This is a genomic window from Marinomonas ostreistagni (assembly GCF_016461785.1).
Classification (GTDB): Bacteria; Pseudomonadota; Gammaproteobacteria; order Pseudomonadales; family Marinomonadaceae; genus Marinomonas; species Marinomonas ostreistagni_A.
The window spans coordinates 182,951-208,200 of record NZ_JAEMUH010000006.1; the positions used below are offsets into that span (position 1 = coordinate 182,951).

18 protein-coding genes are annotated in these 25,250 nt (G+C 42.8%); 12 read left to right on the forward strand and 6 right to left on the reverse strand.

Features of this window, described 5'->3' with window-relative positions; translation table 11 throughout:
• Positions 1 to 94: 94 nt before the first annotated feature.
• Complete coding sequence (locus JHD44_RS07975; protein ID WP_199462222.1) at positions 95 to 568, forward strand: EVE domain-containing protein; 474 nt, start codon at positions 95 to 97, stop codon at positions 566 to 568.
• On the opposite strand, the gene JHD44_RS07980 is transcribed toward JHD44_RS07975, so the two are convergent.
• Complete coding sequence (locus JHD44_RS07980) at positions 565 to 1,257, reverse strand: hypothetical protein (protein WP_199462223.1); 693 nt, start codon at positions 1,255 to 1,257, stop codon at positions 565 to 567. The genes JHD44_RS07975 and JHD44_RS07980 overlap by 4 nt on opposite strands.
• Positions 1,258 to 1,438: 181 nt before the next feature.
• Here JHD44_RS07980 and miaB point away from each other — a divergent pair, with 181 nt between their 5' ends.
• From miaB to lnt, 5 genes are read left to right on the forward strand one after another with little or no spacing between them, the layout of a single operon-like run.
• A complete protein-coding gene (gene miaB, locus JHD44_RS07985) occupies positions 1,439 to 2,797 on the forward strand; it encodes a tRNA (N6-isopentenyl adenosine(37)-C2)-methylthiotransferase MiaB (RefSeq protein ID WP_199462224.1) in 1,359 nt (452 codons plus the stop codon).
• Positions 2,798 to 2,805: 8 nt separating this feature from the next.
• Entirely contained in the window at positions 2,806 to 3,858 is a 1,053-nt protein-coding gene (locus tag JHD44_RS07990; RefSeq protein ID WP_199462225.1) for a PhoH family protein, read from the forward strand.
• A gap of 2 nt (positions 3,859 to 3,860) precedes the next feature.
• Entirely contained in the window at positions 3,861 to 4,322 is a 462-nt protein-coding gene (ybeY, locus tag JHD44_RS07995; RefSeq protein ID WP_199462226.1) for an rRNA maturation RNase YbeY, read from the forward strand.
• Positions 4,323 to 4,333: 11 nt separating this feature from the next.
• Positions 4,334 to 5,200: an HlyC/CorC family transporter gene (locus tag JHD44_RS08000; RefSeq protein ID WP_199462227.1), complete on the forward strand. Its 867-nt coding sequence runs from the start codon at positions 4,334 to 4,336 to the stop codon at positions 5,198 to 5,200.
• A 1-nt stretch (position 5,201) separates the two neighbouring features.
• Complete coding sequence (lnt, locus tag JHD44_RS08005) at positions 5,202 to 6,758, forward strand: apolipoprotein N-acyltransferase (protein ID WP_199462228.1); 1,557 nt, start codon at positions 5,202 to 5,204, stop codon at positions 6,756 to 6,758.
• A 93-nt stretch (positions 6,759 to 6,851) separates the two neighbouring features.
• Here the strand turns inward: lnt and JHD44_RS08010 are convergent, their stop codons facing one another.
• The gene (locus tag JHD44_RS08010; protein ID WP_199462229.1) at positions 6,852 to 7,259 is read right to left on the reverse strand and encodes a hypothetical protein; all 408 of its coding nucleotides are present in this window, start codon (positions 7,257 to 7,259) and stop codon (positions 6,852 to 6,854) included.
• A gap of 159 nt (positions 7,260 to 7,418) precedes the next feature.
• Here JHD44_RS08010 and leuS point away from each other — a divergent pair, with 159 nt between their 5' ends.
• The 5 genes from leuS (at position 7,419) to JHD44_RS08035 (ending at position 14,446) form a co-directional block, all read left to right on the forward strand.
• Complete coding sequence (gene leuS, locus JHD44_RS08015) at positions 7,419 to 9,866, forward strand: leucine--tRNA ligase (RefSeq protein ID WP_199462230.1); 2,448 nt, start codon at positions 7,419 to 7,421, stop codon at positions 9,864 to 9,866.
• 52 nt (positions 9,867 to 9,918) lie between these two features.
• Positions 9,919 to 10,434: a hypothetical protein gene (locus JHD44_RS08020; RefSeq protein WP_199462231.1), complete on the forward strand. Its 516-nt coding sequence runs from the start codon at positions 9,919 to 9,921 to the stop codon at positions 10,432 to 10,434.
• A 2-nt stretch (positions 10,435 to 10,436) separates the two neighbouring features.
• Positions 10,437 to 11,462: a DNA polymerase III subunit delta gene (gene holA / locus JHD44_RS08025; RefSeq protein ID WP_199462232.1), complete on the forward strand. Its 1,026-nt coding sequence runs from the start codon at positions 10,437 to 10,439 to the stop codon at positions 11,460 to 11,462.
• Between the two features lie 126 nt (positions 11,463 to 11,588).
• Positions 11,589 to 13,604, forward strand: a complete 2,016-nt coding sequence (locus tag JHD44_RS08030; RefSeq protein WP_199462233.1) for a methyl-accepting chemotaxis protein — start codon at positions 11,589 to 11,591, stop codon at positions 13,602 to 13,604.
• A gap of 68 nt (positions 13,605 to 13,672) precedes the next feature.
• Positions 13,673 to 14,446 (forward strand): hypothetical protein, encoded by a 774-nt coding sequence (locus JHD44_RS08035; RefSeq protein ID WP_199462234.1) that lies wholly within the window; start codon positions 13,673 to 13,675, stop codon positions 14,444 to 14,446.
• 65 nt (positions 14,447 to 14,511) lie between these two features.
• On the opposite strand, the gene JHD44_RS08040 is transcribed toward JHD44_RS08035, so the two are convergent.
• The 3 genes from JHD44_RS08040 to JHD44_RS08050 are packed head-to-tail and all read right to left on the reverse strand — an operon-like array spanning position 14,512 to position 19,276.
• Positions 14,512 to 16,032, reverse strand: a complete 1,521-nt coding sequence (locus JHD44_RS08040; protein ID WP_199462235.1) for a SpoVR family protein — start codon at positions 16,030 to 16,032, stop codon at positions 14,512 to 14,514.
• The gene (locus tag JHD44_RS08045) at positions 16,016 to 17,305 is read right to left on the reverse strand and encodes a YeaH/YhbH family protein (protein ID WP_199462236.1); all 1,290 of its coding nucleotides are present in this window, start codon (positions 17,303 to 17,305) and stop codon (positions 16,016 to 16,018) included. Before JHD44_RS08045 ends, JHD44_RS08040 begins: the two co-directional genes overlap by 17 nt.
• 48 nt (positions 17,306 to 17,353) lie before the next feature.
• Positions 17,354 to 19,276 carry a PrkA family serine protein kinase gene (locus tag JHD44_RS08050; RefSeq protein WP_199462237.1) on the reverse strand — a complete coding sequence of 641 codons (1,923 nt, stop codon included), beginning with the start codon at positions 19,274 to 19,276 and terminating at the stop codon, positions 17,354 to 17,356.
• Positions 19,277 to 19,821: 545 nt separating this feature from the next.
• On the opposite strand from JHD44_RS08050, the gene JHD44_RS08055 reads away from it, so the two are divergent.
• Positions 19,822 to 22,440: a cyclic nucleotide-binding domain-containing protein gene (locus JHD44_RS08055; protein ID WP_199462238.1), complete on the forward strand. Its 2,619-nt coding sequence runs from the start codon at positions 19,822 to 19,824 to the stop codon at positions 22,438 to 22,440.
• Positions 22,441 to 22,514: 74 nt separating this feature from the next.
• On the opposite strand, the gene JHD44_RS08060 is transcribed toward JHD44_RS08055, so the two are convergent.
• Positions 22,515 to 25,133, reverse strand: a complete 2,619-nt coding sequence (locus JHD44_RS08060; RefSeq protein ID WP_199462239.1) for a GGDEF domain-containing phosphodiesterase — start codon at positions 25,131 to 25,133, stop codon at positions 22,515 to 22,517.
• Positions 25,134 to 25,250: the final 117 nt, after the last annotated feature.

Genomic DNA, 25,250 nt, shown 5'->3' on the forward strand with positions numbered 1-25,250 from the left:
TAACCTGTTTACTATTGTAGTGACTATCCTTAGCTTAATGAACAAAATGTATGTATCTTTCTGCAAACATGTACAGCATTAGCATAGGATAATTATGGCAATTTGGTTAATGAAGTCTGAACCAGATGAATTTTCAATCAATGATTTAAAACAAAATACGCGAGAGTACTGGAACGGCGTACGTAATTTCCAAGCGCGCAATTTTATGCGACAGATGCGTGAAGGTGATCTAGTACTTTTCTATCATTCAAGCTGCAAAACACCCGGCATAGTTGGTACGGCCTACATCTCCAAAGAAGCGCACCCAGACCCTAGCTGTTGGGATACGCAGAGCGTGTATTTTGATCCAAAATCTTCTCCGGATGCTCCTAGGTGGGATCAGGTACAAATTCGTTTTGATAACAAGTTAAAGAAGACATTAACCTTAACGACGTTAAAAAGCTTAGCAGAATTAAATGGCTTCCCACTGGTAGCGAAAGGAAACCGTCTAAGTGTCATGCCTGTTGAGGATAAATACTGGAAGGTCATTCAGCCAATATTAGAGTTTGACGCAACAGACTCCCACTAATGATAAAGCCTATCTCGCTGCTTTATAGGCATCGTGCGATCAAAATAGTATCGCATTTCAAACCCAACATATGGATAAGAGTCACCTTTGCCATTACGTAAAATAGCGCCATATGCCAATTGATTGCGTCTCTTTTCAGGCTGTATGAAAGCTTCCAGACGCCAACCAGTTCCCCTTACTTGATCTTCCGCGTATAGGGCGACTTTGCGAATATCATCCAGATACCAAAGCGCCCCCAGTTCCATCGATACGGCACGATCAAAATCGTCATTATAGTTAGCGTACTGCCAATCTAAAGTAATATCCTGCCAATAATAAGATGCTAGAAACCTAGCAATACCTACTCGCTCTGTTGGAAAGGAATCATCCCGAGACTTTTTCTCTAACAACCCCATTCCCGCACCGGCACGCCAGTTATCATGTCGATAAAAGCCAATCGCATTGAACTCAGACATGGAATAATCTTCATAGTTAGTATCATTAAAGATGTAGTCACTGTCTAAATTTATTTGGGAAGACCATCGTTTAGAAATTGGTATATTTACCGTCAAGTCAATGTTGAAAGCAGGTTCGGTTTTAGCAATCCCGCCACCTAGCCCTAGCTCGAAATTAGGTAACTCACCTTCGGCATGCACCCAAGGGGCAAAAGAAAAACCTAGCAGAGCTAAGGAATACAAATACTTCATCACGAATGTTTCACCTTTTAATCTGGCAAATATTGACGATTTTCCATAGCCAGTCATCCCTGTAGACGCTGCAATCTTGAAAATCCTGTTTAGCTTGGCTCCACCCTATGGGAATCGAGCCAAAACCTCAATATAATGTGCGCCAAAGTCACATGACTCACATATTACTAGGTTTACTTTTTACATGGCGAAAAAACTCTTTATCCAAACGCACGGCTGTCAGATGAACGAATACGATTCATCTCGTATGGCCGATCTTCTTGGCGACTCTCACGAAATGGAATTGACGGACAACCCAGAAGAGGCAGACGTCCTTCTATTAAATACCTGTTCGATTCGTGAAAAAGCGCAAGACAAGGTATACCACCAACTTGGCCGCTGGAAAAAACTTAAAGAGAAAAACCCTGATCTTAAAATTGGTGTAGGTGGTTGTGTTGCCTCCCAAGAAGGTGACAACATCCGTAAGCGTGCAAAACACGTTGATATGATTTTTGGCCCACAAACTCTGCATAAGCTTCCTGAAATGGTTGATGCTGCAACCAATGCCATTCCGATCACGGATGTAACATTCCCTGAAATCGAAAAATTTGATCACCTTCCTGCGCCGAAAGTTGATGGGGCAGAAGCATTTGTATCCGTCATGGAAGGTTGCAGCAAATACTGTACTTTCTGTGTGGTGCCTTACACACGCGGTGAAGAAGTAAGTCGTCACTTTGAAGACATTATGAAGGAAGTGGTACAACTTGCAGAGCAAGGTGTACGTGAGATCCATCTCTTAGGACAAAACGTAAACGCGTATCGTGGTGAAAACGAAGATGGCGACGAAATGGATCTAGCGGATGTCATCCATGCTGTTGCACTGATCCCTGGCGTCGAGCGTATTCGCTTCACAACCTCACACCCAGTGGAATTCACAGACAGCTTAATTGAAGCTTTCCGCACTGAGCCTAAATTGGTAAGTCACTTGCACTTACCGGTGCAAAGCGGTGCTGACTCAGTACTTACCAACATGAAACGTGGCCATGACCGTCAGTTTTATATAGATAAAATCAACCGAATCAAAGAAGCTCGTCCAGGTATCAGCTTGTCTTCTGACTTCATTATCGGTTTCCCAGGCGAAACCGATGAGGATTTCATCGATACCATGAACTTGATACAAGAGATTGGTTTTGATCACTCTTTCAGTTTCGTTTACAGCCAGCGTCCGGGGACTCCCGCTGCGCAACTAGAAGACACAACGCCAGAGGAAGTAAAGAAAGAGCGCCTTGCAATCTTACAGCGACGCATCATCCAACAAGCTTACGACATTAGTCTAGGTATGGTCGGGAATATTGAACGTATTCTAGTAAGCGGCTACTCTCCTCGTGATCCAGGTAAGCTTCAAGGGCGTACTGAAAATAACCGTATTGTAAACTTTCCAGCCGACAATCCGGCATTGATTGGCAAGTTTGCTGATGTTGTTATTTCTGACGCATACCCTAACTCATTACTTGGCGAATTAGTCGGCTCTGAACTGGATGCTGATTTCGAATTAATAAAATAAGGTCTATTTTGGACACATCATCTGTAATTACCCAACAAATTCGTTTGGAGCCTGCTGAGGCTCCAGCTTTGGCAGCTTTATGTGGTCAGTTTGATGAGCATATTAAGCAAATCGAGCAACGTTTAAGTGTTTCCATATCACACCGTGGTGAACTGTTTGAAGTCAGCGGTGAAGACGGCGAGCGTGTAGCTGCTGCTAAAGTTTTGCTGGAAAGCATTTACCGCGAAGCTCTAGCACAAAAAGAAATCACGAAGGAAGCCATCCACCTGTACCTTCAAGAAAGCGCGATTGAGTCACTATCAAAAGGAAAGACAGATAATGGCCAAGTGGTGATTAAAACGCGCAAGGCTTACATCAAGCCAAAGGGTAAAAATCAGCAAAGTTACGTACAACAAATTCGTAAGCACGATATTAATTTTGGCATTGGCCCGGCTGGTACGGGTAAAACTTACTTAGCTGTGGCTTGTGCAGTGGAAGCTTTAGAAGCTGATCGTGTTGAACGCATTATGTTGGTTCGACCTGCTGTTGAAGCGGGCGAGAAACTAGGATTCTTACCCGGTGATCTATCGCAAAAAATCGACCCGTACCTTCGCCCTCTATACGACGCATTGTATGAAATGTTGGGATTTGAACTCGTCGATAAGTTGATTGAGAAAAACGTGATTGAAATCGCGCCATTAGCTTTCATGCGTGGTCGAACTTTGAATAACTCATTCATCATACTAGACGAGAGTCAAAACACCACGCGCGAGCAAATGAAGATGTTCTTGACGCGTATTGGCTTTGGTTCTACCGCTGTTATCACGGGTGACAAAACTCAGGTTGACTTACCTCGTGGCACCAACTCGGGCTTAGCGCACGCTATGCATGTTTTGGATAATGTCAACGGCATCAGTATGACGCACTTTTCCTCTTCTGATGTAGTTCGTCACCCATTGGTGCAACGTATCGTGGAGGCCTACGATAAGTTCGACGAAGAGGCTGAAGCAGAGCGCAAAGAAAAAGAAGCTCAACGACGAGCTGAACGCGAAGCAGCGCAAAACACTGATCAAGGTCAATAAACGTGGCAGAACTGTATTTAGACTTACAGGTTGCAACAGCGAGCGAAAGCGGCCTTCCAAGTGAAGCAGATTTTCAACTATGGGCCGCAGCGGCATTGCCTAACGACGGTGAATTTGAAGTGACGATTCGCTTAGTTGACGAAGCGGAAAGCCATGAGCTAAACCATGAGTACCGCGGTAAAGATAAGCCAACTAACGTATTGTCATTTCCTTTTGAGGTCCCTGAAGGGATAGAACTACCTTTGTTAGGCGATTTAGTCATTTGCCGTCAGGTCGTTGAACAAGAAGCAACGGAACAACAAAAACCTTTATCGGATCACTGGGCACATATGGTTATCCACGGCATATTGCATTTACGTGGTTATGATCATATAAAGGACGATGAAGCAGAGGAAATGGAAGCGCTTGAAACCGAAATTCTAGCGACATTATCCATTCCTGACCCTTATTTAGTTAACGAGTGAGTTTCACCACCATGAGCGAAGACCGATCGGGAAGTTCTAACGATCAACAGAAATCTTGGTTTGAACGATTAGCACAGGCTTTTCATGACGAACCACGCAACCGCCAAGATATTATTGAACTACTGCAAACTGCAGTGAAATCTGAAGTGATTGACCGCGATGCATACACCATTGCCGAAGGCGCTTTAGAGGTTTCAGAAGTTCAGGCGCGTGACATTATGATTCCGCCATCTCAGATGGTTGTAATCAAATCAGAAGATGACCCTAAAACTTCTATTCGTAAGGTTATCGATTCTTCACACTCGCGCTTCCCAGTGGTTGGTGAAGATTCCGATGAAATTCTTGGTGTACTGCTTGCGAAAGATTTACTGCCGCTGCTGTTCAAGGAAGGTGAATTAACACTTGAAGACATTCTCGATCGCTTACGTCCAGCGAACTTTATTCCTGAAAGTAAACGTCTAAATGTGCTCTTAAATGAATTTCGCACTAAGCGCTATCATATGGCCATCGTCTTAGATGAATATGGCAGCGTATCTGGTCTAGTAACAATTGAAGATGTACTTGAACAAATCGTTGGTGAAATCGAAGATGAAACCGACCGTTTGGAAAACGAGGACATTCAAAGTACTGATGAACCAGGCATTTATCTAGTACCTGCCTTGGTTTCGGTTGAAGACTTCAACGAACACTTTAACGCTAAACTAAGTGAAGAAGAATTCGATACCATCGGTGGTATCATTGTTCAGCAGTTTGGTCATGTACCATCTCGCGGCGAAGAAATTGCCTATGAGAACTTCCATTTTAATGTTGTGAAGTCAGATGGCCGTCGTGTAAAAACGTTACAAGTTAGAAAGTTAAGCGAAGACGATACAGAATAATATGAACACCAACGCCACCTTAACAACGGATGTATTGGGGTGGCGTTTGCGCCTCCTTCATTCTTTTACCAACCGCCCTTTTCTCCAATCTATTGTTTTGTTGCTACTCGGAGCAACATCAACGCTAAGTTTTGCACCTTTTTATATTTGGCCAATCTATATTATTGCTACGGCCTATCTCATGCTTGCTTGGCAGGCAGCTAAATCATCCAAACAGGCCTCAGCCTTTGGTTTTAGTTTTGCACTCGGCCTCTTTGGCAGCGGTATCTCATGGGTATATGTGAGCATTGCCAACTTTGGTCAAGTAGGCTTACCAATCGCAATATTAATCACCTTTGGCCTGATTGCAGCCGCGTCTATCTATTGGGCGCTCGCAGGATTAATGTATTTTAAACTGCGTGCTCGACTGAGTTTTGCCTTTAGAGCCCCCTTATTCGTGCTTACCATACTGCTATTTGAATGGCTACGTAGCACACTTTTCACAGGTTTTCCGTGGCTGTTACCAGGTTACATCGTCGAGAAAAGTTGGTTATTTGAGTTACTTCCCATAGGTGGCATTTGGTTCGTTAGCGCTTTAATCGTAATGACTTCAGCCGCCATCACGACCGCATTAATATTTAAAGAGTTTCGTTATTTGGCCGTCACTGGGTTGATATGGGGGGCAGCTGGTCTACTAAACTACATGGCACCAAGCTATGTCCATGAAACAGGCACTAAGCAAGTCACCTTGGTGCAGGGAAATGTTTCCCAAGATCAGAAGTGGCTTCCTGAAAATGCTGCGCCAACTTTAACCTATTATCAGCAAGCAACGATTGAGAACATTAGCAGTGATATCGTGATTTGGCCGGAAACAGCCATTACTTATGAATTGCACCAAGTACAGCCTTATCTGAAACCGTTTTCCGAAGACGTAGCTCAACAGAACACAACCGTCATAACAGGCGTTCCAATCTGGGACTCTAAACGTAATAGTTATTTCAATGGCGTCTGGGCAACGGGAAATGGCTTTGGAATGTATGAAAAGCAGAAACTTGTCCCTTTTGGCGAATATGTACCTTTAGAGGAATGGTTTGGACCCATTTTTGACTTGTTTGGCATGCCCATGTCACAGTTTCGTAAGGGGCCTAGCAACCAACCTACTTTGCAAGCAGGCGAGTTAAGTGTTGCCCCTTTTATCTGCTATGAGGTTGTTTACCCAGATCTAGTACGTTCGATGATTCGTGACAGCGATGTACTACTGACGATTAGCAATGATGGTTGGTTTGGTCATTCCATTGGCCCATTACAGCATTTACAGATTGCACAGTTTCGCGCAAAAGAAGCAGGACGCTATATGATCCGTGCAACCAATACCGGTGTTAGTGCCATTATCGACACTAATGGTCACATCAAGAGTGAACTACCGCAATTTGTACGCGCTACGTTAACTGGCGAAATAGCCACCGTATCAGGTAATACACCTTACGTGATGAATGGCAACCTAGCCCTTTGGCTATTGCTCGCCTTGCTGACAGGTCTTGGTGTATTACCAAGCTTTAAATTATCCAGACGTACATGAAAACTAGTCGTACGACCCGATTCAATCAGGGATAAAAAACTTGATCGCCATCAGGAGATGGCTCGTACGACTTTATTCTATCGGGGATCCCCCCTACTCTCCTTGGTAGTACATAACACCGTAGTGGCAAACTTCACACGTCTCAAGTGTACCGCCTGCATGTGCATTTTCGTGACCACAATCCATACAAATATAGCGCCCCGCATCGGCCTCTTTACCAGCCACCACACATTGCTCCAATGGCACCGGATTGCTGTTGGCATGGTTTATAAGCCAAAGCAACGCAGCATCTTCTCGATTATCTAGGTCCTCCACAAGCTCTTCGCCTTGGTCTTGCACCAAATGCCAGTTAGCATCCACCCAGGCTTCCATATACCCCATTTGGTCATGCCAGTAAGCTTTCATCAGTTCTACGTCTTCAAGAAACCAATTCTTAGCTCCTTCCAGTGTTTTTTTGGCTTCTTCGACTAAATCTAGGTCTTGATCAGTATCTTTTTTCATAGATTGTACAACTCCATCGTTATGCGCCTTCTAAAGTGCGCCTCATCTATATAAAATAGCGGATATTTCATTTTTCTGTTGGCGAAACTCGCATTCAAGCGATGTACAGTATTAAGTCGCCAAACAAACTTAACGCCTATTACGGGATGATCAAAGCACATGCAAGAACAATATAGTCCGCAGCAAATTGAAACCGCTGCACAAAGCTATTGGGATGAAAACAAAGTATTTAAAGCGGTAGCCGATTCAAGTAAAGAAAAATACTACTGCCTATCTATGTTCCCTTACCCTAGTGGCCGACTCCACATGGGCCATGTGCGTAACTACACCATTGGTGACGTGATCTCTCGCTATCAGCGTATGCTGGGCAAAAACGTAATGCAACCAATGGGTTGGGATGCATTCGGTATGCCTGCAGAGAACGCTGCGATCAAAAACAAAACGGCACCAGCAAAATGGACCGATGAAAACATCGCCTACATGAAAGGCCAGTTGAAAAAACTAGGCTTTGGTTACGATTGGGACCGTGAAATCGCCACTTGTAAACCAGAGTACTACAAGTGGGAACAATGGTTCTTCACTCAATTAGTAGAGAAAGGCCTAGCGTACAAAAAAACCTCTGCCGTGAACTGGTGTCCAGAAGATCAAACAGTTCTGGCTAACGAGCAAGTTGAAGATGGTGGATGCTGGCGTTGTGGCACACAAGTTGTGCGCAAACACATCCCACAATGGTTCATCAAAATCACTGACTACGCGGAAGAGCTGCTAAACGACTTGGATCAACTAGACGGTTGGCCAGAAAAAGTTAAAGCAATGCAACGTAACTGGATCGGTCGTTCTGAAGGTCTTGAATTCAGCTTCGCTGTTGAAGGCAAAGAAGAACGCCTATCGGTTTACACGACGCGCCCTGACACAGTGATGGGTGTCACTTACGTTGCTGTGGCCGCAACACACCCTCTTGCGCTTGAAGCTGCTGAAAGCAATGCCGAGCTTGCAGCATTCGTTGAAGAAAGCAAACATACTTCAACCACTGAAGCAGACCTTGCGACGGTTGAAAAGAAAGGTATGGACACTGGCTTTAAAGCCGTTCACCCAGTTACTGGCGAATCGGTTCCGGTTTATGCAGCAAACTTCGTACTGATGGATTACGGTTCTGGTGCGGTAATGTCTGTACCTGCCCACGACCAGCGTGACTACGAGTTCGCAGAGAAATACGGCCTTCCAGTGAAGCAAGTCGTTAAGCCAGCTGGTGACGAAGCCATCGACTTGGCAAAAGAAGCTTTTACTGACAAAGGTATTCTTTGTAACTCTGGTGAATTCGATGGTCTTGATTTCCCTGCGGCATTTGATGCAATTGCAACATTCATGACCGAAAAAGGCATTGGTGAGCGTAAAGTTAACTACCGTCTACGTGACTGGGGTGTAAGCCGTCAGCGTTACTGGGGCGCACCAATCCCTACGATCAACCTCGAAGATGGTACCGTGGTAACTACTCCACATGACCAACTACCAGTTGTTTTACCAACGGATGTTGTGATGGACGGTGTTAACTCACCGATCAAGAACAACCCTGAATTCTCCGCTACGACCTATAACGGTCAGCCAGCTGAACGTGAAACCGATACCTTCGATACCTTCATGGAATCGTCTTGGTACTTCGCACGTTACTGTTGCCCAGAGTCTGACGATGCCATGCTAACGGAAGAAGCGAACTACTGGCTTCCAGTTGACCAATACATCGGTGGTGTTGAGCACGCTATCCTGCACTTATTGTACGCACGCTTCTTCCACAAATTGCTACGTGATGCCGGCCTTGTAAAATCTGACGAGCCATTCAAGCGTCTACTAACGCAAGGCATGGTAAACAAAGACGGTACTAAGATGTCGAAATCTAAGGGCAACACCGTTGACCCTCAAGAGATGATCGAGAAATACGGTGCCGACACAGTTCGTCTATTCATCATGTTCACAGCACCACCAGAACAATCACTTGAGTGGAACGATGCGGGTGTAGACGGTGCGTCACGCTTCCTTCGTCGCCTATGGTCTCTAGCTTACCGTCACAACAATGCTGGTACACCAGGCAAACTGGATGCTGAAGCGCTAAATGGCGATCAAAAAGCGCTACGTCGTAAGACTCATGAAACCATCAGTAAAGTAAGTGATGATATTGAGCGTCGCCAGACATTCAATACAGCCATCGCTGCCGTGATGGAACTTTGCAACGAGATCAGCAAGTTCGAAGATAAGTCTGAACTGGGCCTTGCTGTAGAACGTGAAGCACTTGAAGCTGCGGTACTATTGTTATCGCCAATCGTACCACACATTTCGCACCAACTTTGGAGTGAACTTGGTCACGGTACAGATGTTGTTAATGCGCCATGGCCACAAGTGGATGAAGCCGCGCTTGTTAAAGACGAACTAACCATCGTTGTTCAAGTTCTTGGCAAAAAGCGTGCAGAAATCACCGTATCTGCCAACGCAGATAATAAGGAAGTGGAAGCGCAAGCACTTGCTAACCCGAATGTTCAGAAATTCATTGATGGCAAAACAGTTCGTAAGGTCATCGTTGTTCCAGGACGTTTGGTTAATATTGTTGCTAATTAAGTGATGTAAGGGGTGGCTAGTTCAGCCACCCCTTTAATTAAATGGACACAAGATGTCATTGAATATTAACCGCCACAAAATACAGTTTCTACTGATTCTTAGCTTTACATGTTTGCTTTCTGCATGCGGCTTCCAATTGCGTGAACAGACACAAGTAATACCCGCATTAAAATCACTGAATCTTTCACTTAGCCATGGTTCGCTAGATTTTAATCGTGACCTTCGTATAGCGCTTGTACAAGCTGGCATCAGCATTGTCGATGTAGCCTCCTCTGATGAATTACTTGAGTTAAAAACCAATCCGATTAGCGCCACAGACATGGTTATGGCTCGCGCTGACGACAATGACATTACTCAGGTTGAACGACGATTGAGTGTCACCTATTTCATACGTGATAAGAACGGACAAGCACTTTGGGGACCCAGAATTATTAGTACATCGGTAATGTTAAGCAACCAAGACGCCGAACAAAGTGTAAAAGCTGCATATAACGCTGAACAAATGCGTCGCGCTGGCCAACAATTGGCAAACGAACTTGTCTATGACCTCAGTTTTGCATCGTTTTAACCATGAAAGTTAGACCGGATCAGCTAAGTACTGCACTAGGAAAAGGTTTACAACCAATCTACATTGTTTCTGGCGATGAAGTTCTATTATGCCAAGAAGCATGTGACAGTATTCGCCAAGCAGCGAGTCATCACGGCATCGAAGAGCGTTTAAGATTTGTTGCTGATGCTCAGTTTGACTGGCAAGACGTGACAAATGAACTTCAAGCTTTATCTCTGTTTTCCACTCGACGCTTGTTTGATATTCAAATCGATAAGCTTGCTGAAAAGCATAGTAAAGCTCTCGCTCAAATAGTCCAACATTTGAGCCTTGATAATGTGGTATTACTGTCTATACCGAAAGTGGATACCAAAACGCAAAAGACTAAATGGTTTAGTGCCTTAGAACAAGCTGGTGCATTCATTCAAGTCTGGCCTATCGATGCCAATCGCCTGCCTGCCTGGGCACAACAACGTGCCAAATCATTAAATCTAAATCTGTCACGGGATGCCGCGAGTGTGCTGTGTGAGCGAGGGGAAGGTAATTTGCTTGCGCTCTCACAAGAGTTGGAAAAGTTGCTACTCATGCATGGACCTGGGGCGCAGCTAGATATTCAAGCTATTGATGAAAGTGTTTCTGACTCAAGTCGATACTCTATTTATGATTTGAGTGACCGTTTACTATACGGAAAAATGAAAGAGGCTTTACATTGCTTGCAACAACTTAGAGCGGAGGGTGTTGAAGACAGCATTATGCTTTGGCTTTTTAACAGAGAACTGGCGACACTTGTTGAACTTAGCCACTTGGCAAAACAGCAAAATTTTCGCTCAGCATGCCAGAAATTAAGAATTTGGGATAAGCGAGTACCATTCTACGAAAGCGCATTTCAACGCCTCTCCCTCAATAGCTTGGCATATATGCAACGCTATATCGCACTATTAGACCAAAGTATAAAAGGGCTTGAAGGCCCAGATGTAGAGTTGGGCTTTCGCAATGTAACTCTTATGTTTTGTGGTATTAAGCCCGTCGCGACAGAATTAGACTGCTAGCTTAAAGCAAGATATCTAATTGACTCACATCAAAAAGACACCTAAGTTTACATAAACCCTGTAGGTTTACATTTCTACCGCCTTTACACTGGCATAAAAGAATTTCTTATATTAGGACAGTTCAATATGGCTTGGTTTAAACGCACTCCTTTTGTTGAAACAGAAAGTTCTACGACTGAATTTTCTAACCTTGTTCAAGTTAGCTCTAGCCAAATCTCAACAGACTCCTTAGCTCCACTTGCTTTTAAAGGTGCAAAAACACAGCTGATACTTGCTTTTATTTCCCCACATGTGGACTTTGAGTCTACGGTGAAAAAAATCCAGTCAGCTACACCATTCTGTTCTAATATCATTGGAGTCATGACCGCAGGTGAGCTGAATAGTTGTAAAAGCAATTTCTATCAGGCTGCTGATAACACTTGGGATAATATTGTTCTTCAAAGCTTTAGTGACCAACTTTTTGCCGACGTAAGCATTCAAACCATCCCGTTACACTGTGAAGATCTTCGATCTGGCAACATTAAACTCTCCAAAGAACAGAGAATTAAGGCAATTCAAGGGGAATTTGGCAAAGTCAAACTCCCTTTTCCAGCACACTTTAATAACACCATTGCATTAACATTTATTGATGGCCTGTCCGCTTCAGAAAACTTCTTTATGCAGGCAATGTACGCAACAGGTGAGTTTGCGTGCCATTTCTTGGGTGGATCTGCAGGGGGTAAACTAGATTTTAAACAAGCCTTAGTTTACAACGGCAGCAAAGTTGCTCATAACTGTGCCGTGGTGGCCTTTGTGAAAATGCAACCTGACGCAAAATTCGGGATACTCAAAACACATAATTTTGAAGCAACGCATGAGTCTTTCATTATCGCAGAAGCCGATGCTATGCGTCGCAATGTCCGAAGTGTCATTTCTAAAAAAAGTGGTCAATTGGTTAATATTATTGACCACCTTTGCGACTATTTTCATTGTCAGAAACATGAATTAGAAGGCAAACTTACGGGACATACCTTCGCAGTTAACATCCGTGATGAGCTATTTATTCGATCAGTAGCCGCTGTAGATATTAATGAAGGTCTTATTCATTTCTTCTGTGACTTAGACTTTGGTGACGAATTGGTCTTAGTCAAATCCAAAGATTTTGCAGGGGCGACCGAAAAGGCATTCCAAGATTTTATGCAAGGGAAGCCTTCTAAACCTGTTGCCATGATTGCCAACGATTGTATTTTAAGGCGTCTTAACAACCCAAATGAATTAAATAAAGTTACTTCTTTTAAAGATATAAAAGCTTCAGGTTATTCAACATTTGGTGAAATCCTTGGCATTCACATGAACCAAACCTTAACTGGCATATTCTTTTTCAAACTTAAAAAAGATGAAACCTTTAAAGACTACTTCGTAGACAAATTTCCGATCCATTACGCTAACTTCCGAGAATACTTCTTATTAACTCAACTGAATAGTAGCCAACAATTAAACAAACTTCAGGCCAGTTTAATAGATCATTTATCAGAGTATCGTCCTTTGTTACAGGAGGTTACCGAGAGTTTTGAAAGAGTAACAAACTACTCAAGCTCTACTCAGGGTGTTGTGACAGGCGTAACATCTGAGTTTGCGAGTTTCAGTCAAGCAATCCAAGCGCAAGAAAAAGATCGTGCCGAAATGGTTTCAAATGTGAAAGAGCTTAAAGAGAATTCAGAACGAGTTCTCAGTATCTTAAAAGTGATTTCAGGCATTGCAGACCAAACGAACTTGCTTGCCCTGAACGCGGCGATAGAAGCTGCTCGCGCCGGTGAAGCTGGACGCGGGTTCGCCGTAGTAGCCGATGAAGTACGACAACTATCTCAAAATACTCAACAAAGCCTTGATCAAACAGGTGAAACCATTCATGCCGTTGATGCATCTGTTGGCTCAATCCAAAAGAGTATTGAAAAAATCGATGCATTTATGAGTTCATTATTGGAAAGTACTTCCACACTATCCTGTCAAATTAGTAGTTTGAGTGAAACATCTGAAATGGCCAGCCAAGATGTTCAAAGTAGCATTACATCTATAGAGCGAATGAGTCATCGTGTTGAGGAAATTAACCAAGAGGTAGACATGATCGAACGTTTAAAAGCCAATAACGACCTATCTATCTAAACCAATCTTTAAAACATTACAAAATGAGCCTCTTACAAAGAGGCTCACTTTTTTCATAGGAAAAATAAGTGGGCAAACGCAAGGACTTACAAAATAAGCGACGATTGTACCGCCTTATTAAGCGTAAAAAACAAGAACAGATAGAATCCGAAGCCCAGCGAGAAGAGCGTCAAGCCATTCAAGCTAAGCGGAACGCAGAAAGTAATAAGATCGAATCTGTCGATACCTATTACGCTCTTTTTGGGATTATCATAACCTTAGTAGCTTTTATAGATTGGCTAGCATTAAGCACATTCAGTTATGAAGTCATTTCAAATTTTGGAATTTGGAAATCGTTAATGATTTTCATTGTCTATGTTTTGGCAACATTCATACTAATCCCTAAGAGTGGTAGTGATCTTTTTAGAACATTAATAGGGCTATCTATTACATCATTCCCATTACTGATCATAGGTAACACCATTTTTTCAGGTGCCTATGAGCAAAGCATTCTTCACATTTTATTGTGTACTGCCACTATTGCTCCAGTCCTCTCATGTCTTATTTATATGACCAACTTCTCTGCGCTTAATGGATTATGGTTGGTCACAATCATGGTGTTAGCAATACCCTTATCCGTGTACTCTGTTGGAAATTGGTTAAGTATTAAAATACAAGCGCCTATGTTAGTTGCAGCTGGCATTTTTGCTTTGATTGTTGGTTTTTATTGGACTGGTAGTAAACATGACTACCCTAGATCTTTGCAAACTTTGCTAGCTCATATGATTACTATTCATGTAAGACTCGTATTTGCAGCCATACTCATTTTAACTAATGTGTGGATCATTCTCTTTTTGCTGTAATCAAAAAAAGGAACAGAGAAGCTTCTCTGTTCCTTTTCGCCACAACCCATTTTTAATAGGGAAAACTAAATTTCGACCGGCGCTTCGCTACTATAAACTTGCGCTAACCTGTCGCCATCCCAAGATTCCAAGCGAACATCGAACCCCCATAAACGTTTAAAGTGTTTTACGACCTCTACAGTATCGTCATTTAGTGGACGAGAACCATCCATAGTGTGCTTTAGTACAAGGCTACGATCACCATATAGATTCACTCGTTGCACCTGAATATTAGGCTCTCTATGACTCAAGTTATATTGTTGTGCTAGTCTCTGTCGAAGCCCTCTAAAACCGCTGTCATCATGGATTTCTTTCACTTCTACGAAAGGGTCCAGCACATCATTTTCAATCCCGAAAAAGCGGAAATCACGCATTACTTTGGGCGATAAAAACTGCAAGATAAAACTCTCATCTTTGAAATTTCGCATAGCAAAATCCAAGACTTCTAGCCAAGGCTTACCTACGATATCAGGAAACCACTCACGATCCTCTGATGTTGGATTCTCACATATCCGCTTAATGTCTGAATAAATCGCAAACCCCAAGGCATATGGATTAATACCGGAATAGTAAGGAGAGTCGAAACTTGGTTGCGAGACTACGTTAGTATGTGACTGAAGGAACTCAAGTATAAACCCTTCTTCAACCTTGCCTCGGTTGTATAGCTCATTCATCAGAGTATAGTGCCAAAATGAGGCCCAGCCTTCATTCATCACCTGAGTTTGACGCTGAGGATAAAAATACTGCGCCATTTTTCGCACAATACGAATGATTTCTCGTTGCCAAGGTTTTAATAAAGGGGCATTCTTCTCCAAGAAATACAGTAAATTTTCCTGTGGTTCACTAGGAAAAACTCGCTCTTTTTGCTGCTCCTCTTCTGCACGATCAAATACTGGAATGGTTCGCCATAAGTCATTTACTTGCTGTTGTAAAATCTGCTCACGCTCATCCTGTCTAGCTTTCTCTTCAGTCATCGATAATGGAACAGGGCGCTTATAGCGATCCACCCCAAAATTCATTAAGGCATGACAAGAATCTAGCGTCAGTTCAACTTCTTCAATACCGTATTTTTCTTCGCATTCCAGAATGTATTTCTTGGCAAAAACAAGGTAATCAATAATGGCTGTGGCATCGGTCCAAGTACGAAATAAATAGTTACCCTTGAAAAAGGAGTTATGACCATAACAAGCGTGGGCAATAACTAGCGCCTGCATCATCATATTGTTTTCTTCCATTAAATAAGCAATACATGGGGATGAGTTAATGACTATCTCATACGCCAGCCCCATCCGGCCTCGTTTATAGTTCTGCTCCACTTCGAGAAATTGCTTCCCATATGACCAGTGGTGATATCCAAGTGGCATCCCCACCGACGCATAAGCATCCATCATCTGTTCTGAGCTGATGATCTCAATTTGATTCGGATAGGTATCCAATCCGAACTCTTTGGCAATTTTGCCGATTTCATCATCGTACTGCTGAATCAACTCAAACGACCAATCCGGCCCTTGAGACAAACGGTCTGACTTTTTAGCGGTTCGACTCATGCTGCCTCCTTTGGAACAAATCTCTAAACACAGGATAAATATCACCTACATCAACAATGTGCCGCATTGCAAAGTTTTTGGGGTGGTTGGTTTGCACTTGTTCGTAAGCATGCCAGAGGCTCTGATGTTCGCGAGGTGTGATCTCTATGTATGTGAAGTATTGCACCAAGTCGACAATCTCCTCTTCCATCAGTTGTCGACAAATTCGAGAATCATCATCCCAGTTATCGCCATCAGAAGCTTGCGCCGCGTAGATGTTCCACTGATCCGGTGAGTAACGGTCTTTAACAATCTTTTCCATGAGCTTAAGGGCACTTGAAACAATGGTTCCGCCAGTCTCTCGCGAATAGAAAAACTCCTCTTCTGTGACCTCTTTAGCACTAGTATGGTGGCGAATAAACACCACATCAATTTTCTCGTAGTTTCGGTTTAAGAACAGGTACAACAAAATAAAGAAGCGTTTCGCTACATTCTTTGTTTCCTGTGTCATAGAGCCAGAGACGTCCATGATGCAAAACATCACCGCCTTACTGCTTGGACGAGGCTCTTTTACATGATGGTTATAACGAAGGTCATAAGTGTCTAGGAAAGGGGTACGCTCTATTTTTTGCCTAAATAGTTCTATTTGTTCATCTAGCCAAGCTATTTTGGCTTTTTCTTCAGGACTGTCAGCCAGTTTCAGTAATGCCTCGCGTTCCGCTTCAGCTTCGGCAAGCTTCTTTCGGGAACCGCTACTCATAACCATACGACGAGCGTAGGCATTACGCATAGAACGTACGATATTTAGCTTGGAAGGTGTACCTTCCGATACAATCCCTGCATGCTTGATACTAAACTCTTTAATTTCTTTTAGGTCTTTCCTAACCAGATTAGGTAAGGCTAAATCTTCAAAGACAAAGTCTAGGAACTCTTCCTGAGAGATCTGAAAAACAAAATCATCCTCCCCTTCACCTTGATTAGATGCATTACCTTGCCCCGCTCCTTGTCCACCGCCTCCCTCTGGTTTAGGGATGCGATCTCCCGTGGCAAATTCTTTGTTACCAGGGTGCACGATCGACCCCTTGCCGCCTGAGCCATGGCCAAAATTCGGCTCGTGGATATCACGTTTAGGTATCGTGATTTGTTCTCCACGGTCCAAATCTTGAATGCTACGTTGATTAACCGCTTCCTCCACCGCTTTACGAATATGCTCGCGATAACGGCGCAGGAAACGCTGTCGGTTGACGCTACTCTTGTGCTTTCCATTTAGGCGGCGGTCAATTATGTAAGACATGCTCGCACCTCCTCTTTCAACCTATTTCGGCAACTGCTTAATCACTACCTACTGGGATTTACGCACACGTAGATACCACTCAGACAATAAGCGCACTTGTTTCTCGGTGTAGCCACGCTCAACCATTCGTTTTACAAATTCATTGTGTTTACGCTGATCTTCTTTAGAAGATTTGGCACTGAACGAAATGACAGGCAACAAATCTTCCGTGTTAGAGAACATCTTACGCTCAATCACCACACGCAATTTTTCATAACTTAACCAGCTAGGGTTGTGGCCGTTGTTATTCGCGCGCGCACGTAGGACAAAGTTCACCACTTCATTTCGGAAGTCTTTTGGATTACTAATACCTGCTGGCTTCTCGATTTTCTCTAGCTCATCATTGATGGCTGAGCGATCTAGAATGTCGCCCGTTTCTGGGTCGCGATACTCTTGATCTTGAATCCAGAAATCGGCGTAGGTCACATAGCGATCAAAGATATTCTGACCGTATTCAGAGTAAGACTCTAAGTAAGCCGTTTGAATTTCTTTACCAATAAATTCGACATAACGTGGCGCAAGAAACTCTTTCAAAGCCCGCAAGTAGCGATCATGACGATCTTGGTCAAATTGTTCTTGCTCAATTTGCTGCTCAAGTACATACATCAAATGCACAGGGTTTGCGGCTACTTCGGTCGGATCGAAGTTAAAAACCCGAGACAGGATCTTGAAGGCAAATCGAGTCGATAAGCCATCCATGCCTTCGTTCACCCCTGCGGCATCTTTATACTCTTGCAGCGACTTCGCTTTTGGATCAATGTCTTTTAAGGACTCACCATCGTAGATTCGCATTTTAGAAAAAATGCTTGAGTTCTCAGGCTCTTTGACTCGAGAAAGGACGGAGAATTGAGCCAACATCTTCAATGTATCAGGGGCACAAGGTGCGTGATTTAAGGAAGAGTGCTCAAGTAGTTTCTGGTAGATGCTCATTTCTTCCGTGACTCGCAAACAGTAAGGTACTTTTACGGTATAAACACGGTCAATAAATGCTTCGTTGGTTTTATTATTTTTGAAAGATTGCCATTCGGATTCATTCGAGTGGGCAAGAATAATGCCATCAAAAGGAATGCCACCCAGACCTTCAGTACCGTTGTAATTGCCTTCTTGTGTTGCGGTCAAAAGTGGGTGCAAAACTTTGATCGGTGCCTTGAACATCTCCACAAATTCCATGATACCGCGGTTACCACGGCACAAACCGCCAGAATAGCTGTATGCATCGGCATCGTTTTGCTCAAAAAACTCCAACTTGCGAATATCGACTTTACCTACCAAAGCGGAGATGTCTTGGTTGTTTTCATCGCCAGGCTCAGTTTTAGAAATACCAATTTGCTTAATCGCAGATGGGTAAACCTTCACCACACGAAATTGCTGTATATCACCATTGTATTCTTTTAGACGCTTCGCTGCCCAAGGTGACATCACTCCTTTCAGGTAACGTTTAGGAATGCCATATTCCTCGGTAAGAATGTCTCCATCTTCATTGACATCGAATAACGACAAAGGTGACTCAAAGACAGGAGAGCCTTTAATGGCGTAGAAAGGCACTGACTGCATTAGCTCTTTAAGTTTTTCTGCTAATGACGATTTACCGCCACCAACAGGCCCAAGTAGATATAACACTTGCTTTGATTCCTCAAGCCCTTGAGCAGCATGAGTTAAGAACGCAACAATCTTTTCAATTGAGTCCTCCATGCCATAAAAATGCTCAAATGTTGGATATCGCTTGATTAGTTTGTTTGAAAAAATCCGGCTACTTCTGGAGTCTTTTGAGGTATCAATAATCTCTGGCTCGCCAATGGCCATGAGTAAACGTTCTGGTGCGGAGGCGTACGCAGCAGGATTGTTCTTACATAAAGTTAGGTACTCGTCGAGTGACATTTCTTCTTCTTTTTGAGCATCAAAACGAGATTGGACATGATCAAAAATACTCATCGCGGTATCCCCTTCTATACAGTCTATGGGTACGCACAGGTCGCAACGGCTACCCAAGGTGCTACCAGAAAACCTGGCTAATTAATCGATAAACATTTCGAGTAGATAATTAAGGTTTAGCATAGTCTGGCGACTACTCAAGGATGAAAAGAAAGGATTTACAAAAATAAATCTTTGGTAAAACAAAGTGATAAAGGTTTAACTGTCTGATAACTAAGCATTTCAAAAGTGTTTTACGAAAATAAGGATTTTATTTTATTTTTGGCCAAAGCCGCTTGTTCCGAAGCTCTGTGTTAAGCAATAAAGTTGCTGATCTACTGCTTGAAGCTTTCCCTACGAGTTCAAAATGTAGTAATTTAACAAAATAATATGTGTATTTTGTTCTTAGATATTTTCTTATAGCTAAAAGATACCGGAATATTTTTTGCATCACTTATAGAGCAATCTATTCAAAATAACGACATGAGAGCACCCATTGTCATATCGGTTCTATCACAATGGATGCTCTCAAACATTCTGCTAAGGCAATGTCATAAGGTGGTTTAATGGATCTATCAAATTATGTGGGCGAACTCCCTTTTACTCAGAGCGCTCCGCAACACGTCATTCAAACCCTTAATGAGCTGGCCCAACTGAAAGAACTCAACGCTGGAGACATGCTAGCTCAGCAATTTGAGGTGGGGCACTCTCTATACTTTTTAATCTCTGGAGAGATCTCGATCTCAATCCCACTACAAGAATCAGGAAAGAGCTACCATGTTGGTTTAATTAACCAACCAAGCGCTCCAATTGGTTGGTCTGCATTTCGCCAACCTTCACGCTATGCAACCAGCTTTCAAGCCACTAAAGCAAGCCTGCTAATTAGTTGGCCCATTACGAAATTGCAAAAGTTACTTGAACAAGAAACAGATTTTGCCAATCAATTCTTATCATTCGTCTACCGTGAATCTCTACCCATTCTGACCAGTATTCAGAACCAAACACGCCCTTTCTTCGCTAACGAATCACTAGCCTTTGAAGAAACACGTCCGCTGATCAATCCAGAGATACAAAAACAGTCGATTAAACAAACGACTGAATTCTTAAGCGATACAGCATTTTGTGAGTCATTTACTCAAGCGGAGCTACAAACCCTAGCTAAGCAGGCAGGTGTTATTTTAGCTCATCAAGGAGACATTCTTTCTCAACAGGATCAAGTTGAGGATGGCTTGTACTTCTTAGTTCAAGGTAAAGCCGTTGTCAGCTACCAAACTGAATCCGGCGACATTATCACTACGCGTACGATTTCACGACCAGGCACAGTCTTAGCGTGGTGCACCACCGATGAACAACAGCGTAATCGATCAACGATCATAAGCTCTAGAGATTCAACGGTGCTTTTTATTCCTAAGCAGTCATTGCTTAGCATTTTTGCCGAATCCCCCAAGCTAGCCCTTAAATATTGGTACCGGCTAATTTGGCTAGTCGGGACCCATCTGGTATCAGCAAGAATGCGCTATTTATCGCAAATTGCTGGTGATGAAGTTCTAGCCGTGAACAGTATGATTGAGCAAAATGCAGCGGTACTACCTGTTAGTTCACCACTCTACAAAGTCGGATCCCTTTTGAAAAATGCAGTGACTACCGATGAAGCATTTGGGGTGTTATATCGATGCTTGCACTTCGGGACTAGAATAGAACGAACCGTTGCAGGTATGAGCCTAGATATCCTTAAAGACTTACAACGTGAAAATGCATTCTACCGTAAGCTTGCGAACATTTATGATTCCGTCAATGCACTACCGGAAGAACAAAGTTCGATCGATGTTCGACGATTTGGTACGGAACACTTTCGTCAAGCGTTTAAGCAAGTACCTTACATTATTAAGGGCATGGAAAACCTACCCAAAAAACCAGGCAGTTTGTTCTTTTACAACCACTTATTGGGCTCTAGCAGTACACAGCTTGCGAATGGCTTCCGCTATTCCCTTGACGCGCAGTTCATCAGTTCAATGGTGATATACAAGCAATATGGTGTTGCTGCGCAACGAGTGGTTCGACGCAGTAAAGAGTACGAGTTCTGGCGTGATGCCTACTACGAGCGTTTCGGCAATGTTTTTGTGGACAGTTGGAGCGCTTTAACTTCAGGTACAGAGGCTCATGATGAATTTATTAGGGCAGGTCAGACAACTCTTAAGTCTAAAACTCCGTTACTAATCTCACCGGAGGGTAAAAGCTTTGCCACAGACCAATCTCCTGGAGAATTACTGCCATATGTTTTTGAGCTGGCAGGCTCATTAGAGGGAGAGGAAGAACCTTGGTTAGTACCAATTGCCGTTGCTAACTTTGATAAGCGCTCGGATCATAATATTTATACGGTAGTCATTAAGCCGGCGTTTAAGCTTTCAGAACGCGTGGATATTTCTGATAAAAACGCTCTGACTAGTTTCTTGGCCGAGTATCAAAAAGAGTTTCGCTTAGCCGTCAAAGAGGCGGAAGATTTAGCTCAAGAAATCAAGCGTTACCCTATTCTAAGTCAGCGTGAAGGTTGTCTTTCAAATGTAAGAAGCGTCAATCAAATAGATGTAGAATTTGAGTCCGATGTTCGTGAACTGGAGTTCCGCTCTGCGCATCGTCGTTTTGATAAACGACCGGTGGCATTCTACGGCAGCTCCACCATAAAATCTTGGTCCGAGTTTGAAGCCCCCTTTGACACGAAGGAAACCATTAACCTAGGTTTTAATGGTGCGACTTTAGATGCCTGCGTTTATTACTTTGAACGTATTATATTGCCTTATAATCCGCGTTCATTAGTGCTTTACGCTGGAGATAATGACATAGGCAACAAACACAATAGCAACAAAGTGATTGATCGATATGTCAGTCTACTTGAAAAAGTAGACCGATACTTACCAGGAATACCTGTCACTATTCTAGGTGTAAAAATGAGTCCAACTCGCCAAGGCTTAGAACCAACCGTAAAGGCAACTAACGGAATGCTACAACAGCTTGCACGGACCAGACCAAATACACTTTTTGTCGAGACAAATGACTCTATCTTAGACAAGCATGGGAATGTTGATGAAAGCTTATTTGAGCAAGACAGGTTACATCTTAATCAAAAAGGCTACTTAAAATTAAACGCTCAACTGCAATCTCAAAAATCACATATTTTCGATCAATAGTTGGCAGGTTTAGTTTACGTAACACTCTAGTAGGTCATGCAAAAAGACCTGCTAGGGTGTTAACCCCAATAGCATCAAACGGGTTCAACAACCAATGGTTGCAAGAAGTTCTTTTCAATAATGTTCGCTGCTTGCGGCCTTGAGAAATAATATCCTTGTAGGTATTTACAACCAAAAGATTGCAACAGCTCCCATTGGGCTTGAGTTTCCACACCTTCCGCTACCACATCCATTGACATACTCTGAGCCAACGCAATGATTGCCTTAGCAACATCGCGATCGTAGTGATCTCTTGTTATGCCATCAATAAAGCTTCTATCAATCTTCAATGTATTGGCATTTAATTTTTTTAAATACCCTAATGATGTATAACCCGAACCAAAGTCGTCTACAGAGGATTTAACCCCTCTCTTTTTTAGTGTATTTAATACAACTGTTGCTTTATCTGGATCCGCCATAATGGCCGTTTCGGTTAACTCGATTTCCAAGTAATCCCCAAGAAAAGGATAACGTTCAAACAATCCTTCAAATAAGTCTATCAGCCCAGTTCTGGTGATATGCGCTGCAGAAATATTGACCGACACTTCAAGCAAAGGTAAACCATTTTTCCGCCATTTGGTCATTTGATCAGCCACAGCGTTCACTACCCACTGATCTAGCTCTAAAATCAAATTTGACTCTTCAGCAATAGCAATAAAGCGGTCTGGGTACACCAACCCCAGCCTTGGATGATTCCATCGCACTAGTGCTTCTAACCCATAAATTTTTCCATTTTCAGCTTCAACTTTAGGTTGAAAATGTAGCACTAATTGATTAGAAATAATTGCTTCACGCAGCTCAGACTCCATTTGCACGCGCTCTGGCGTGGAGCCTTTCAAGAATGAGCGTTGCCAGAAAACAAAACACCCCTTCCCAGTTTTTTTAGCTTCATATAAAGATAAATCAGCATAACGCATTGCCGTCACCATATCCTGAGCGTCTTCAGGTATATTCACGATACCAATACTGGCACCAATATAAACTTGCGAACCAAGCACATTGAAGGCGTCAGACAATTGATAGATCAGTTGTTCGGCAATCTGCTCTTGCTCTGGTCTAGACAATACGCCAGAGAATAAAACAACAAATTCATCCCCTCCTTGCCGAGCAACTAAAGTAGCTTTTGGCGCCGCCGACACTAAGCGCTGACCGACCAAATAGAGCAGCCTATCACCAGCATGATGCCCTAGCGAATCATTCACAAATTTAAATCGGTCGAGATCTAAATAGAAAAGTGACATGGGTTGCCTAGCCTGAGCGGGAGAAGTAAGACGCTGTGTTAAAAATTGCTCGAATTGAAAACGGTTCGGTAGTGACGTTTGAGGATCGAAATACGCCATCTGATGTAGCTGTTCTTGCACCTGCTTAGATTCGGTAATGTCATTGAAAATCGCGATAAAGTTGACAACTTTACCTTGGCTGTCTCTTAGAGCCTCCAAAGACAGCCAAATGGTTTTATCCACCAGCTCAGGACTTGTGAAATAAACTTCTCCAGCCCAGTGACTGCTCTCAATGACATGTCGCCATATTTCATTAATGGACATATCATGTGTCCATGCAGTGGCTAAGCGTTCATTAATTCTGTCCGCAAACTCCCATGCGCGTAACTTAAAAATGCCACACGCCACATCATTAAAATCGAGTATTTCTTTATGCCGTCCCATCAGAACATTACCTTGCATAGAGGACTGAAAGAAATGCGATGAGATTTTTACTAAATGTTCTGAAGTTCTAAGATCTGAGATGTCCTGCAAAACACCTTGTATAGTGTCTTTGGCATGTACACCACCGACTTTAAAGCGACCACGTAAAATGACGTAGAACTCACGATCATCCAGAGCGATATGAAGCTCAGATTGTATGGATGTCCCATATTTTTGACAGTGTTTAAACTGCTTATCCAAAGCCTGTTGTTCATCTTCATTGACTAACTCTAAGAAATGGAGAAACGGAAACCTTCGGAAATTTCTAGGCAATTTCAGCAAAGCAAGCAAATTATTTGAGAACAGGATTTCTTGACTGTCTAGGTCAAAGGACCACTCTCCCATTTTGGCTAATTCATGGGCATTCTGTAGCTCTTCTTCAAAATCCTCGAGCATTCGCTCAGAGTGTTTTTGCGCCGTAATATCCAGAAGTGTCCAAAGCCTGCCGATCATCTTTTGATCTTTTAAACGCGGCTTTACATGATATCGAAGCCAACGGCCATCCTTAAGCAACAACTCTCCATCAAATGAGCTATGGTTTTCATGACTATTACGTAAAAAGGTAAGGAAGTTATCCGGATTCTCTAACTGCACAGACAACACATGCAGAAAGTTTGACATACTAATCGCGCCACTATAATGATGGGGGATCTTCAAAAGAACGCCTAGAGCTTCATTATATTTCAGTAATGCTTTTTCAAAATCGACCAATAGCATCGCGTCAAGAGAAGATTCAAACATCGTATCAATAAGCTCTAATGTTTCTTCTGCTGCCTCGCTATGCTCCTCTAATGCTTCTGAGGCAAGGTCCATGGACCTTTCCAATAGATTAATTTCATGCTCTTGCTCACTAAACAAACAATCCAATTCCGCAGCTAAATTTTGAAGTTTTTGGTCTTCCAATTCATTTGGGAAATGCTTTTCAAGCAAATATTTAATCTTTTGGTGCATCACGGCTCTCTAAAGAATTTTAGTACTATCAGATGGCTAACTTTGTTAAACATGATGCTAATTAATTTCATCATTAAATACTAATAAATACTTTAAAAATCTGATGTTTCATACTTG